The following is a 13,538-nucleotide window of genomic DNA, read 5'->3' on the forward strand; positions in this document are numbered from 1 at the left end:
AGGAGCCGGTCGCCACAGCCGCCGGCCAGAACTCGTCCGTCTCGCGGCCTCCCGCGTGACCGGACGCCCGTCCCCGCGGGAACAGTCGGCGAGTGGCCGGTGCCCCGGAAAGGACCGTTGGCTCCCAGCAGGCGCCGCCCCGCCGGCGCTGCGAGGGCTGCCAGCGGCACAAGGTTGTCGGAAGCTTGGAAGCCGCCCGGCCACACATGCAGCTCGGCGGTACCGCCCGCCTGCCAGATGCGGCTCGCGTAGGCGACGTCCTCGTCGCGGAAGGTCTCCGCCGAGTCCACGTCGATGAACGCCGGGGGCAGACCGGACAGGTCGTCCGCGCGGGCGGCGGGTGACCGGGGTGTCCGAGGGCAGGCGGGTGACCAGCGCGGATGTGGCCCGGGAGGCCGGGGTTTCGCGCGCGACGGTGAGTTACGTCCCCAATGGCGTGTCCCATCAGAAGATCCCCGAGGCCACGTTCCAGCGGGTGTGGGATGCGGCCGCCCGGCTCGGCTACGCGCCCTCGGCCGCGGCGCGGGCCCTGCGCACGGGACGCTCGGAGTTCGTCCTCGGTCTGCTGCCCGACTGGCCGATCGAGCATGTCCTCGGACGGCTCATCCAGCAGCTGACCAACGCCTTCGCCGAGCACGGGCTGACCTTCGTGGTGCACTCGTCGGCTAATCCCGCCCGCCCCTGCGGGTGATCTGGAAAGCCATGACACCGGCGGCGGCGTTGGCCTTGCAGGAGTTCACCGAACCGGAGGCGGAGGCGATGCGAGTGGCGGGCATCGAGGTGGTGATGGCGATGCACGGGTCGGTACGGGGTGAGCCCCGGCCTCCTCTGGTGTCCGAGCAGCCGATCGGTGCACTGCAGGCACGACACCTCGCGGCACCCCACCGTCGGCTCGGCTACGCCTACCCCGACCTGCCGGGACGCGACGTCCTGGCCCATCCGCGGCTGGACGGCGTCCGCAAGGTCTGCGCCAAATGGGACCTCCCGGAACCGGATGTGCGGAGGGTTTCAACGACAACATCGCCCTCGCCCTGCTGACGGGCGAGGACACCAGCAGCTGTGCCGTGCAGCCGTCCACCTCTCCCCACGGAGTGATCCCGCCTGCCACCACCCTGACCTGCGACAACACAGCCAGGTACACCAAGACGGGCCAATTGGACCCAGATTCGACCCGGTACGCCCCCGCCACAGCACTGACCAGTCTTGAACTGCAGCAATGCAAGTTCTGCCGGTGTACCGCTCAAGAACCGACAAGAAATTGGCGCGTTCACCAACAAGAGTTCCACTTCCGGGCAATCACGGCAGCACCGCGATCAGACGTGCTCGCCAAACCCATCAGCGGCCATCTCAGGAGTGATCCACCCAGCGGCGCTACTCCGCAGCCCTTGCCTGCGACAAGCAGGACGCCTGACAAGGCCCTGACCAGCTCTTTCGTAGAGACGCTTCCGCCTGGCAGAAGCCGCCTTGCGTCGTCGCCGCGCCTGTCAGGAACCTGTTCCCAACCACGGCACGCGGGGCGACGACGCCCCGCCGACAAGGACGGGAACCCCATGCCCCACATGACCGCCTTCGCCAAAAACCAGTGGTACGTCGCCGCCTACGCGCACGAGGTGAGCCGCGAACTCCTCGGCCGGACCATCCTCGGCGAGCCGCTCGTCCTCTACCGCACCGAGGAGGACGGCAGCCCCGTCGCGCTCGCCGACCGGTGCGTGCACCGCCGGTACCCGCTGTCCGAGAGCCGGCTCGACGGCGACCGGATCGTGTGCGGCTACCACGGCTTCACGTACGACACGACGGGCACGTGCGTGTACGTGCCGGGCCAGAAGCGCATCCCGCGCACAGCCCGCGTCGCCGCGTACCCGGTGGTCGAGCAGGACGCGCTGATCTGGGTGTGGATCGGCGACCCGGCGCTGGCCGATCCGCAGCGGATCCCGCGGGCGCCGCACCTGGCGGACCCGGCGATGACGACGGTGACGGGGATGGAGCCCATCGACTGCGACTACGGCCTGCTGGTCGACAACCTCATGGACCTGTCCCACGAGACCTATCTGCACGGCGGCTACATCGGCACCCCCGAGGTCGCCGAGACCCCCATCACCACCGAGGTCGACGAGGGGGCGGGCATCGTGCGGGTGAGCCGGCACATGGACGACGCGGAGTGCCCGCCGTTCTATGCCCGTTCGACCGGGATACAGGGGCGGATCACTCGGTGGCAGGACATCGAGTACCACGCGCCCTGTCTGTATCTGCTGCACAGCCGCATCGCCCCGGTCGGGGTGGTGCCCGAGGCGGACGGCAGCGACCCGAGCGGCTTCCACACCGAGATCACCTACGCCATCACGCCGTCGGGCCCCGGCAAGGTGTACGACTTCTGGGCGGTGTCCCGGGACTTCGCGACCGACGACGAGGAAGTCACCACGTTCCTGCGGGACTTCAACCACACCGTGGTCATGCAGGATGTCGACGCGCTGAACCTGCTGCAAGGTGCCCTGGGCTCCGAGCCGGCCGGCTACCAGGAACTCAGCATCAACATCGACACCGGCGGTCTCGCCGCGCGCCGCATCCTCGCCCGTCTGGTCGAGGAGGGGGACAAGCCCTTGGAGAGGGTCCGGTGAGCACACCGACCGGCGAGATCTACCGCGTCGACTGGCTGCCGGGCACCGACCTCCTGCACGGCACCTGTCACTGCGGTGCCGAGCACACCGCCCAGGACCCGGTCGAGATGTGGGAGTGGATGCTCGCCCACCCCCGGGGACACGAGCCGCGAGGAAACAGTTCATGAGCGCGTACGAAGCCGAACTCGTCGTCGACCGCCGGGAGCCCGTGGCCGACGGCGTGCTCGCCCTCACCCTCCGGCATCCGCTGGGCGAGGAGCTGCCTGTCTGGGAGCCGGGCGCCCACATCGACGTGGTGCTCGGGCCGGACCTGGAACGGCAGTACTCCCTGTGCGGGGACCCGGCGGAGCGGCACGCGTGGCGGATCGCCGTGCTCCGCGAGATCGACGGGCGTGGCGGATCGGCGTACGTGCACGCGGAGTTGAGTCGGGGCGAAAAGGTTCGGGTCCGCGGGCCGCGCAACCACTTCGCCCTCGAACCGGCTCCCCGCTACCGCTTCGTCGCGGGTGGCATCGGCATCACGCCGATCCTGCCGATGCTGGCCGCGGCGGAGGCGGCGGGCGCGGAGTGGACCCTGCTGTACGGGGGGCGTACGCGCAACTCGATGGCGTTCACCGAGGAGTTGGGCCGCTACGGGGACAGGGTCACGATCGCTCCGCAGGACGAGACCGGGCTACTGGACCTGGCCCCGGTTCTCGACGGCCTGCCCGACGGCACGCTCGTCTACTGCTGCGGGCCCGAGCCGCTGCTGGACGCGGTGGAGGCGGGCTGCTCCGGGGGCGTGTTGCGCGTGGAGCGGTTCCGGGCCAGGGAGCAGGAGACCGGCCCGGACGGCGAGTTCGAGGTGGTGCTGGAGCGCACCGGTCGCACCCTCACCGTCCCCCGGGGCGTCTCCGTGCTCGACACCGTGCGGGCCTCAGGCATCGAGGTGCTCTACTCCTGCACCGAGGGAACCTGCGGGACCTGTGAGACGGACGTTCTCGACGGCACGCCGGACCACCGCGACTCGGTGCTCACGGACGAGGAGCGTACGGCCGGCGAGACGATGATGATCTGTGTGTCCCGCTGCCGGGGAGCGCGGCTGGTGCTGGACCTCTGACGGTCACACCAGGGCATGCCAGGCCCGGGAGACGGCAGTGCGGAACCCGTCCACCTCCTGGGCCGAGAACTCGCGGAGCATCCGCTCCTCGAGCAGGGCGACCGCCTCGGCGTGGTCGTCCAGCAGGGCGCGGCCCTCATCCGTGAGCAGGATGAGCAGTTCACGGCGGTTGTGCGGGTTGCGCTCGCGGCGGATGAGTCCCCGGGCCTGCAGGGTGCGCACCAGGTCAGCCATGGACTGGGCGGTCACGAACGAGGCGCGGGCGAGCTGGGCGGAGGTCAGCCCGTCGTGCCGCTCGAGGACCGTGAGGGCCGTGTACTGAAGCGCCGTGATACCGGCCGGTTTCAGCAGCTCGTCGAGGTGCGAGCGAATGGCCAGCTCGAGCCGCTTGACCAGGTAGAGCAGGGAAGGGGACATGGAGCCAGCCTAGGCCATTGACAGGAATCCTGATCGTCACGAGACTGCACTTCATCAGCTTTATCAGGATTCCTGATGGACCACGGTGGCGACGTGATGGCCCCGCGTATCCGCCGACCCGCACAGAGAGGACTCGGCAAGCCATGAGCCCCCAGGAGATCGAGGACGGCCTGCTGTTCATAGGCGGCCGGTGGCGCGAGGCCTCGGACGGCGCCCGCAGGGAGGTCGTCGACCCGTCCACCGGCCGGGCAGTCGGCACCGTGGCCGAAGCGGATGCTGCCGACGTCGACGCGGCCGTCGCCGCAGCCCGCGAGGCGTTCGAGACCGGCCCCTGGGCCGCGACCAGCGGGCGGGAGCGCGCCCGGATCCTGCACCGGGTCGCCGGCCTGATCCGGGAGAACGCGGACGAACTCGTGCGGCTGGAGAGCCTCGACGTCGGCAAGCCGGTCGCCCTGTGCCGGCCCGTCGACGTGATGACCGCCGTCGAGCAGTACGAGTACTGCGCCGGGCTGGCGCAGACCCTCGACGGCGCCACCCGCGACACGCCGCTCAACGCCTTCGCCTACACCCGCCGGGAGCCGCTGGGCGTGGTTGCGGCGATCACCCCGTTCAACTTCCCGCTGATCCTGTCCAGTACGAAGATCGCGCCCGCCCTGGCGGCAGGGAACACGGTGGTGCACAAGCCCGCGGAGGACACCCCGCTCAGCGCCCTGTTCATGGCACAGCTGCTCCAGCAGGCGGGTGTTCCGGACGGGGTCCTCAACGTGGTCACCGGTTCCGGCCATGTGGCGGGCGAGGCCCTGCTCGGCCACCCGGGCGTCGACAAGATCGCCTTCACCGGGTCGACGGGCGTCGGCCGCCATGCCGCCGCCGTCGCCGGTCGTGCCCTCAAGCCGGTCACCATGGAACTCGGCGGAAACGCCGCCCACATCGTGTTCGAGGACGCCGACGTGGAGCAGGCGATCGGCGCGATCATCAAGGGATTCGTCTTCAACACCGGCCAGTTCTGCATGGGCGGGCCGCGGCTGCTGGTCGCCCGGCCGCTGTACGACACGATCCTCGGCGCCCTGGCCCAGGCCGTGCCCGGCATCCCGGTGGGCGATCCGCGTGACCCGGCCACCGTCGTCGGCCCCATGGCCGCCGTCCGGCATGTCGAGAAGGTCGAGGAGTACGTCGCCCTCGCCCGCAAGGAGGGCGGCCGCATCGTCTGCGGTGGCGAAACCCTGGACCTGAACGGCGGCTACTACTACCGGCCCACCGTCATCGCCGGCCTGGCCCCCGACTCCCGTGTCGTCCAGGAGGAGATCTTCGGCCCGGTCCTGACCGTCCAGCCCTTCGACACCGAGGACGAGGCGGTGGCCCTGGCCAACAGCACCGTCTACGGACTGGCCGCCGGCGTCCAAACCACCAATCTGGCCCGGGCCCACCGGGTCGCGGACCGTCTCCAGGCGGGCATCGTCTGGATCAACGACTGGGCGATGCTCGACCCGGCCGTGCCCTTCGGCGGCGTCAAGGACTCCGGATACGGGCGCGAGTACGGCCCCGAAGCCCTCGCCTCCTACACCAGGACCAAGTCCGTCGTCGTCTCGCTCGACTGAGCTGCACCCCCAAGGAGTCACCCCATGGGCATCACCACTCGGGCAGCCGTCGTCGAGACCGGCGGCGCGCCCTTCACCCTCAGCGACATCCGTCTCGACGAACCGCGCCCCGGCGAGGTCCTGGTCAGGATGGCGGCCGCCGGCCTGTGCCACACCGACCTCGGTGTGGCGAGCGGCGCCCTGCCCTTCCCGCTGCCGGGCGTCCTCGGCCACGAGGGCGCCGGTGTCGTGGAAGCAGTGGGGCCGGGCATCACCCGCGTCGCACCGGGTGATCACGTCCTGCTGTCCTTCACCTCGTGCGGCGACTGCCGCAACTGCCTCGACGGCCACCCCGCCTACTGCGCCACCTGGCTGCAACGCAATCTCATCGGCGGCCGGCGCCCCGACGGCAGCAGCACCCTCAGCCGCGACGGCGAGCCGATCGGCGGCCACTTCTTCGGCCAGTCCTCCTTCGCCCGGCATGCCCTGGTGAGCGAGCGCAGTCTGGTCAAGGTCGACGCGGAGGTGGCGCCGGCGTCGGTGGCACCGTTGGGCTGCGGGGTCCAGACCGGCGTGGGAGCGGTCTGGAACGTCCTCGCACCGCGCGTGGGCGACACCGTCGTGGTGTTCGGTGCCGGCGCCGTGGGCCTGTCGGCCGTGATGGCGGCAGCCCTCACCCCGGCGACGACGATCATCGCCATCGACCGGGTGGCCGAGCGACTGCAGCTGGCCCGTGACCTGGGCGCCACCCACACCGTCCACGCCGGCGAGTCCGACACCGTCGAGGCCGTCACCGACATCACCGGCGGGCAGGGAGCCGACGGGATCGTGGAGACCACGGGCAACGTGCGGGTGGCCCGCACGGGCACCGAGGTGCTCGCCCCGCGCGGAACGCTCGTCCTCGTCGGCGCACCCCCGTTCGGGACCGACATGGCCCTCGACGTGAACGGCATGCTGCCCGGCAGGCACGTCGTCGGTCTGACCCTCGGCGACAACGAGACACAGACCGTCCTGCCCGCCCTGGTCCGGTTGGTGCGCGACGGCCGGCTGCCCGTGCACCGACTGATCACGCAGTACGCCTTCGAGGACATCGACCAGGCCAGGCAGGACATGATCGCCGGCAAGACGATCAAGCCGGTCCTGCTGTTCTGAGGACTCTCTACGCCGCCGCAGCGTCCGCCGGCACCTCCGCCGCCCGCTCCTCGAACTGTGTCCGGTACAGCTCCGCGTACCGTCCCCCGGCTGCCAACAGCCCCTCGTGCGTGCCCCGTTCCACGATGTGCCCCGCTTCCAGGACCAGGATCAGGTCGGCGGTGCGCACCGTGGACAGGCGGTGGGCGATGACGATGGCGGTGCGGCCCTGAAGGGCTTCGGTGAGGGCCTCCTGGACCGCCGCCTCCGAGGTGTTGTCCAGGTGGGCGGTGGCCTCGTCGAGGACGACCACCCGCTGGCGGGCCAGGAGCAGCCGGGCGATGGTCATGCGCTGGCGTTCGCCGCCGGAGAGGCGGTAGCCGCGTTCACCGACGACCGTGTCGAGGCCGTCGGGCAGGGATCGTACGAGCTCGTCCAGGCGGGCCCGGCGCAGGGCGTCCCACAGGTCGTCGTCGGTCGCGGCGGGCCGGGCCAGCAGCAGGTTGGCGCGGACCGTGTCGTGGAACAGGTGGCCGTCCTGGGTGACCATGCCGACGGTGGCGCGCAGGGAGTCGGCGGTCAGGTCGCGGACGTCGACGCCGCCGATGCGCACGGCGCCCTCGTCGACGTCGTAGAGGCGCGGCAGGAGCTGTGCGACGGTGGACTTGCCGGCGCCGGAGGAGCCGACGAGGGCGACGGTCCGCCCGGGCTCGGCGCGGAAGGAGACGCCGCGCAGCACCTCGGCGCCACCTCGGGTGTCGAGGGACGCCACCTCCTCCAGAGAGGCGAGGGAGACCTTCTCGGCGGAGGGGTAGCCGAAGCGCACATCGTCGAACTCCACCGCCACCGGGCCGTCGGGCACCTCGACGGCGTCCGGCCTGTCCTCGATGAGCGGCTTCAGGTCGAGTACCTCGAAGACCCGCTCGAAGCTGACAAGGGCGCTCATCACCTCCACGCGTGCCCCGGCGAGCGCGGTGAGCGGCGCGTACAGCCGGGTCAGCAGCAGGGCGAGGGAGACGACGGCGCCCGCTTCCAGGGTGCCGCGCAGGGCGAACCAGCCGCCGAGGCCGTAGACCAGGGCCAGCGCCAGGGCCGAGACCAAGGTGAGCGCGGTGATGAACGCCGACTGGAGGGTCGCCGTGCGGACTCCGATGTCCGCGACCCGATGGGCCCGGGCTGCGAACTCCGCCGACTCCTGCTCGGGACGGCCGAAGAGCTTGACGAGGGTGGCGCCGGGGGCCGAGAAACGCTCGGTCATACGGGTGCCCATCGCCGCGTTCAGCGTCGCCGCCTCCCGCTGCATGCGGGCCATGCGGCTGCCCATCCGCCGGGCGGGCACCACGAACACCGGCAGCAGCACCAGCGCGAGCAGCGTGACCTGCCAGGACAGGGTGAGCATCACGGCGAGGGTGAGCACCAGCGTGACGAGGTTGCTCACCACTCCGGACAGCGTGTTGCTGAACGCCCGCTGCGCGCCGATGACGTCGTTGTTGAGACGGCTGACGAGCGCGCCCGTACGCGTGCGGGTGAAGAAGGCGACCGGCATGCGCTGCACATGATCGAACACCGCCGTCCGCAGATCGAGGATGAGCCCCTCCCCCAGCGTCGCCGAGAGCCTGCGCCCGAGGATGCCGAGCGCCGCTTCCACGACGGCGATGAGCGCGATCAGCAGCGCGAGTCGTACGACGGTTCCCTCGTCGCCGTCCGACACGATCGCGTCCACGACGCGGCCGGCCAGCACGGGGGTGGCGACGGCGAGCAGCGCGGTCACCACCCCGAGCAGCACGAACAGGGCGATACGGGGGCGGTGCGGGCGGGCGAACGTGCCGATGCGGCGCAGCGTGGCGCGGGCGAAGGGGCGGCGTTCCTGCTGGGCGGTCATGACGCTGTGCAGCTGCGTCCACGCCGTGGTCTCCATGCTCATACGACCGACCGTAGAACCTCAATCAATCTTGAGGTCAACCTCGGAGAGATGGATCGAAGAGATGGATCGAGAGGGATCGGGAGAGATCGAAGTCCGCCCGCTTCCCGTACGTAAGCCGCCGTCCCCGCTTCCGCAACCCGCAGTTGATGCGGTACGGAAAACCTCTCCGAGTGTGACAGCAGTACAACGCCCCACGGGACGGCTCCTCGGACGCATCCCCTTCCGCCTGATCCTGGGCCTGCTCCCGCTCCTCCTCGTGGCGTACCTCGCGGTGCGGCACCATGACGTGCTCGCCGAGGGCTTCCATCACCTGGCGACGGCCCAGTGGCCGTGGCTGCTGGCCGCGGGCGGCGCCACCTGCCTGACCTGGGTCGCCATGGCGGTGACCCGGCAGGGCGCCGTCGTCGAGCGGCTGCCGGGCTTCCGGCTGCTGGCCACCCAGGTGGCGGCGATGGCGGCCAACCACATGCTGCCGACCGGACTGGGCGCGAGCGCGGTCAATCTGCGGTTCATGACGGTGTGCGGGCTGCCGCTGGCCCGCTCCTCGGCGGCATTGGCGCTCTATCTGCTCGCGGAGAGCATCGCCCGGGTCGGTCTGCTGGCCACGCTGCTCCTGCTCTTCCCCGGCGCGCTGCGGCTCGGCACCTTCCTGCCGGACGGCGCGACCGGCCCGCTGCTGCTCGGGCTCGGCGCGGCGGTACTGGTGGCGGTGGCCGTCCTCCTGCTCGTACGGCGGCTGCGCACGGCCGTCATCTCCTTTCTGCGCACGGCGCTGGGCGAGGCGCGCTCGGTGCACATGCGTCCGTCGCGGGCGCTGGCCCTGTGGGGTGGTTCGCTGGCGTTTCCCGCATTGCAGGCGGCCGGGCTGGTGGCGGTGGGGCTGGCGCTGGGGCTGGAGATACCGCTGTGGCACATGGTGGTCGCGTATCTGGCGGCGACCGTCGCCGTCGCGGTGGTGCCCACGCCGGGCGGGCTGGGCTCGGTGGAGGCGGCGCTGATCGTGGCGCTGGTGGCGGCGGGCGGGCCGGTGGCGGTGGCCACGGCCGTGGTGCTGGCGTACCGGGTCATCACGGTGTGGCTGCCGCTGCTGCCGGGGGCGTTGACGTTGGGGGCGCTGGTGCGGTTGAAGGTGATCTGAGGCGTGCGGCGGGCGGGGTCGCTCGCCGGCGCTCGCCAGGTGCCGCTGCGCCCACCCTACTCTCGGCTTCTCCCCCACTCTCGGCTTCGCTCGAGCGGGGGACCCCCATGAGCGGGGGCCCCATGAGCGGGGGACCCCCATCGCCCCAGCGGCACGACTGCCCGCAGCTACGTACGCCAGGACCGGTAACGTTCCAGCATGCCGGTACGCATCGAGCGCCAAGGGCCCGTCACCACCGTCGTCCTCTCCCGTCCCGAGGTCCGCAACGCGGTGGACGGTCCGACGGCGGCCGAACTCGCCGCCGCCTTCCGGGAGTTCGAGTCGGACGACACGGCGCGGGTGGCGGTGCTGTGGGGCGAGGGCGGCACGTTCTGCGCGGGAGCCGACCTCAAGGCGCTCGGCACCGAGCGCGGCAACCAGGTCACGGAGGACGGCGACGGCCCGATGGGGCCGACACGGATGCGGCTGTCGAAGCCGGTGATCGCCGCGGTGGCCGGACATGCCGTCGCCGGGGGCCTGGAGCTGGCCCTGTGGTGCGATCTGCGGGTCGCCGAGGAGGACGCCGTCTTCGGGGTGTTCTGCCGCCGCTGGGGCGTCCCGCTCATCGACGGCGGTACGGTACGGCTGCCCCGGCTGATCGGCACGAGCCGCGCTCTGGACATGATCCTCACGGGACGGCCGGTCCCGGCCGGCGAGGCGTACGAGATGGGACTCGCCAACCGCCTCGTCCCCACCGGCACCGCCCGCGTCGCCGCCGAGGAACTGGCCGCCACGATCGCCCGCTTCCCCCAGCCCTGTCTGCGCTCCGACCGTGCGTCCGTCCTGGAGCAGGACGGCCTGGACGAGCAGACCGCGATGCGCGGTGAACTCCGGTACGGCATGGGCGTGTTGGCGCAGAGCCTGGAGGGCGCGGCGCGGTTCGCCTCGGGCGCGGGGCGGCACGGCGCCTTCACGGACGACTGAGCTCAGGCGACGCTCACCCGGACCGGGCCGCCCTTGGGATCGACGCGGGGCGTCCAGCGTGCGGTGAGCGTGAGCGTGCGGTTGGGGACGGCCGAGCGCAGCGGTCGGCGGTGCAGCAGGCGGCCGTCCTGGGTGACGTGCAGGACCGGGCGGGTGAGCAGGGCGGCCGTGCGCAGGACGTAGGGGTGGCGGTCGGCCGGGGTGACACGGTTGGGGGCGATCCAGCGCAGGGGCGGGTCCACGGTCAGGGGAACGCCGTCGGGCCACTCTGCGCCCACGAGCGCGGCAAGGACGGCCTCGGCAGCGTGTGCGCCCTCGCGGGCCGCCGTGGCCGCGCTCTCCACGGCGTGCAGCACACTCCCGACGGCGAACACCCCCGGGCGGGCGGTGCGCAGCACGCCGTCGACGGCCGGCCCGCGCGTGCCGGGATCCAGGGGCAGTCCGCCGCGCCGGGCCAGTTCGTGGTCGGGCACGAAGTCGCCGGTGAAGACGACCGTGTCGCAGGGCAGGGTGGCCGTACGGCCGTCGCGGTGGTGTACCCGGACGCCCGACAGCCGTCCGTGGCCGAGCAGTTCGGTGACCGTGGTGTCGGTGAGCAGCGGGATGCCGCGGCGCAGCCGGGCGTCCAGTGCGCGGACGGACGCCGTCTGGGCCCGGGGCAGCTCCGTGACCATGGCGACGACATCGGCCCCGGCGGCTCGTACGGTGTCGGCGGCGGCATACGAGACGTCCTGCGCGCCGACCACCACGGCCCGGGTGCCGACCGGCTGCCGGTGGAGGTGGACGGCTTGCTGGAGTTCGCCCGTCGTGTAGACGCCGGCGGGCCGCGTGCCCGGCACCAGGCGTGCCGTGCGGGGGCGTTCGCGGGCGCCGGTGGCCAGCACGATCGCCCTCGCGGTGATCGTCTCGGGGCCGGCCGCACTGACCGTCGTCAGGGCCAGCGGGCCCGCCCAGTCGAGGGCGGTCACCCCGGTGCGTACCACTGCCCCGGCACGGACCGCGGCGTCGGCCAGCAGACGCGCGTACGCCGGCCCGGTCAGCGGGCGCGACCAGGTCCCGAAGCCGCCGTGCGCGCAGTGCCGTGGCACTCCCCCGGCCTGCTGCTCCCGGTCCAGCACCTCGACCCGCCCCGCGCCCGCGGCGGCCAGGCGGGCGGCGGCGAGTCCGGCGGGTCCGGCGCCGACGACGAGGACGTCGACCTGTCTCATGCGCCGGCCTCCTCGAACAGCGCCCGCACCGCGGCCCCGCAGTAGAAGCCCTGGCAGCGGCCCGCCCGGGCGCGGGTGCGGCGGCGCAGTCCGTCGAGGGTGCGCGGCGGGATCGTAGCGGCGAGGGCGTCGCGGATCTCGCCGCGCGAGACGCGTTCGCAGTGGCAGACGAGGGTGCCGTACTGCGGGTCGGCGGCGATGAGGTCGGGGCGCTGGTACGGGCGGGGGAAGGCCTCGCCGAGGTTCGGCATGCGCACCGGCTCCAGCTCCCGTTCGGGACCCGGGTCGAGGCCCGTCTCGGTGAGCAGTCCGGTGACGTGCTCGGCGATGGCGAGCGAGGCGGTCAGGCCGGTCGAGCGGATGCCGCCGACGGTGACGTACGCCTGCTCGGGGTGGGCGCGGATGCGGTAGTCGTCGTGCCCGGTGGCGGCGCGCAGACCGGCGTAGACGGCGGTGACCTCCTCGTCGAGCAGCGCGGGCAGGATGCGGCGGCCCTTGTCGCGCAGGCCGGCCAGCGCGTCGGCGGTGGAGCCGGTGGCCCGCTTGTCGTGCAGGTCCTCTGCGGTGGGGCCGAGCAGGACGTTGCCGTAGACGGTGGGGGCGACGAGGACGCCCTTGCCGAGGGCCGTGGGGACGGGGAGGAGGAGGTGGTGGACCAGGGTGCGGGCGAACTTGTCGAAGACGAGGAGCTGGCCGCGGCGCGGGGTGACGGTGAAGTCGTCGTGGCCGAGCTGTGCGTCGAGTGTGTCGGCGTGCAGTCCGGCCGCGTTGACGAGCCGGCGGGCGCGCAGGGCACCTCGGGACGTCTTCAGCACATGGCTGCCGTCCTGCCGGCTCGCCTGCTCCACCCGGCAGTTGAGGTGCAGGTCGACCCCGTGACGGACCGCCTGGGTGGCGTACGCCAGGGTCGTCGTCCAGGGGCAGATGATGCTCTCGCCGGGCACGTGCAGGGCACCGCGGGCGCCCGGGCCGAGGCGGGGTTCGCGGGCGTACAGCTCGGCGGGGCCGAGCAGGCGGGCGGCGTGGTACTCGTTGCGTTCGGCCTTCTCGGCGAGCCGGGGCAGCGCGGCGAGCTGTTCCTCGTCCCAGGCGACGAGCAGGGCGCCGACCGGTTCGACGGGGATGCCGGACTCGGCGGCGTACGCGGCGAGTTGCCGGGCGCCCTCGCGGACCAGCCGTGCCTCCAGCGATCCGGGCACCGCGTCGAACCCGGTGTGCAGGATGGCGGTGTTGGCCTTGGACGTGCCCTGACCGACGTCGTCCTGGGCCTCGACGAGGGCGACGCGCAGGCGTGGGTGCCGGGCGAGGGCGCGGGCGACGGCGCTGCCGACGACACCGGCACCGATGATCGCCACGTCGTACGTCACGGCGGGCAGCGGCCCCCGCTCGGTGACCGTCGTCCGGCCGTCGAGCTGCCCCGTCTCGGCACCCGTCATACGGACATCACGCTGCCCCGCCTCGGCACC

The 13,538-nt window shown here is 72.3% G+C and carries 13 protein-coding genes and 1 pseudogene; 9 read left to right on the forward strand and 5 right to left on the reverse strand.

Annotation, left to right across the window (positions count from 1 at the left end; all coding sequences use genetic code 11):
- Nucleotides 1-188: 188 nt before the first annotated feature.
- Nucleotides 189-335 (reverse strand): annotated as a pseudogene (locus StrepF001_RS37185) (alpha/beta hydrolase fold domain-containing protein); the annotation flags it as partial.
- Nucleotides 336-349: 14 nt separating this feature from the next.
- Here StrepF001_RS37185 and StrepF001_RS48695 point away from each other — a divergent pair.
- From StrepF001_RS48695 to StrepF001_RS37200, 5 genes are all read left to right on the forward strand, one after another.
- Nucleotides 350-691: a LacI family DNA-binding transcriptional regulator gene (locus StrepF001_RS48695; RefSeq protein WP_240797832.1), complete on the forward strand. Its 342-nt coding sequence runs from the start codon at nt 350-352 to the stop codon at nt 689-691.
- Entirely contained in the window at nt 688-1,038 is a 351-nt protein-coding gene (locus StrepF001_RS48700) for a hypothetical protein (protein ID WP_240797833.1), read from the forward strand. The genes StrepF001_RS48695 and StrepF001_RS48700 overlap by 4 nt, the downstream gene beginning before the upstream one ends.
- A 512-nt stretch (nt 1,039-1,550) precedes the next feature.
- A complete protein-coding gene (locus tag StrepF001_RS37195; RefSeq protein WP_206307055.1) occupies nt 1,551-2,615 on the forward strand; it encodes an aromatic ring-hydroxylating dioxygenase subunit alpha in 1,065 nt (354 codons plus the stop codon).
- The gene (locus tag StrepF001_RS45915) at nt 2,612-2,782 is read left to right on the forward strand and encodes a hypothetical protein (protein ID WP_165396487.1); all 171 of its coding nucleotides are present in this window, start codon (nt 2,612-2,614) and stop codon (nt 2,780-2,782) included. Before StrepF001_RS37195 ends, StrepF001_RS45915 begins: the two co-directional genes overlap by 4 nt.
- Nucleotides 2,779-3,714: a PDR/VanB family oxidoreductase gene (locus StrepF001_RS37200; protein WP_129802583.1), complete on the forward strand. Its 936-nt coding sequence runs from the start codon at nt 2,779-2,781 to the stop codon at nt 3,712-3,714. Before StrepF001_RS45915 ends, StrepF001_RS37200 begins: the two co-directional genes overlap by 4 nt.
- 3 nt (nt 3,715-3,717) lie before the next feature.
- Here StrepF001_RS37200 and StrepF001_RS37205 read toward each other — a convergent pair whose 3' ends face one another.
- Entirely contained in the window at nt 3,718-4,131 is a 414-nt protein-coding gene (locus StrepF001_RS37205; protein WP_129802584.1) for a MarR family transcriptional regulator, read from the reverse strand.
- A 143-nt stretch (nt 4,132-4,274) separates the two neighbouring features.
- On the opposite strand from StrepF001_RS37205, the gene StrepF001_RS37210 reads away from it, so the two are divergent.
- Both StrepF001_RS37210 and StrepF001_RS37215 read left to right on the forward strand, forming a co-directional pair.
- The gene (locus tag StrepF001_RS37210) at nt 4,275-5,729 is read left to right on the forward strand and encodes an aldehyde dehydrogenase family protein (protein WP_129802585.1); all 1,455 of its coding nucleotides are present in this window, start codon (nt 4,275-4,277) and stop codon (nt 5,727-5,729) included.
- A 24-nt stretch (nt 5,730-5,753) separates the two neighbouring features.
- Nucleotides 5,754-6,860: an NAD(P)-dependent alcohol dehydrogenase gene (locus tag StrepF001_RS37215; RefSeq protein ID WP_129802586.1), complete on the forward strand. Its 1,107-nt coding sequence runs from the start codon at nt 5,754-5,756 to the stop codon at nt 6,858-6,860.
- Nucleotides 6,861-6,867: 7 nt separating this feature from the next.
- Here the strand turns inward: StrepF001_RS37215 and StrepF001_RS37220 are convergent, their stop codons facing one another.
- On the reverse strand, nt 6,868-8,757 hold the full coding sequence (locus StrepF001_RS37220) for an ABC transporter ATP-binding protein (RefSeq protein ID WP_129802618.1): 1,890 nt from the start codon (nt 8,755-8,757) through the stop codon (nt 6,868-6,870).
- 178 nt (nt 8,758-8,935) lie between these two features.
- Between StrepF001_RS37220 and StrepF001_RS37225 the strand changes: the two genes are divergently transcribed.
- Nucleotides 8,936-9,901, forward strand: a complete 966-nt coding sequence (locus StrepF001_RS37225; protein ID WP_240797834.1) for a lysylphosphatidylglycerol synthase domain-containing protein — start codon at nt 8,936-8,938, stop codon at nt 9,899-9,901.
- Nucleotides 9,902-10,099: 198 nt separating this feature from the next.
- Nucleotides 10,100-10,864 (forward strand): crotonase/enoyl-CoA hydratase family protein, encoded by a 765-nt coding sequence (locus StrepF001_RS37230; protein ID WP_129802588.1) that lies wholly within the window; start codon nt 10,100-10,102, stop codon nt 10,862-10,864.
- 2 nt (nt 10,865-10,866) lie between these two features.
- Here the strand turns inward: StrepF001_RS37230 and StrepF001_RS37235 are convergent, their stop codons facing one another.
- Nucleotides 10,867-12,072 (reverse strand): FAD-dependent oxidoreductase, encoded by a 1,206-nt coding sequence (locus StrepF001_RS37235; protein ID WP_129802589.1) that lies wholly within the window; start codon nt 12,070-12,072, stop codon nt 10,867-10,869.
- Entirely contained in the window at nt 12,069-13,508 is a 1,440-nt protein-coding gene (locus StrepF001_RS37240; protein WP_129802619.1) for an FAD-dependent oxidoreductase, read from the reverse strand. Before StrepF001_RS37240 ends, StrepF001_RS37235 begins: the two co-directional genes overlap by 4 nt.
- Between the last annotated feature and the right edge of the window lie 30 nt (nt 13,509-13,538).

This window comes from Streptomyces sp. F001, from assembly GCF_004187715.1.
GTDB classification, from domain to species: domain Bacteria; phylum Actinomycetota; class Actinomycetes; order Streptomycetales; family Streptomycetaceae; genus Streptomyces; species Streptomyces flavusporus.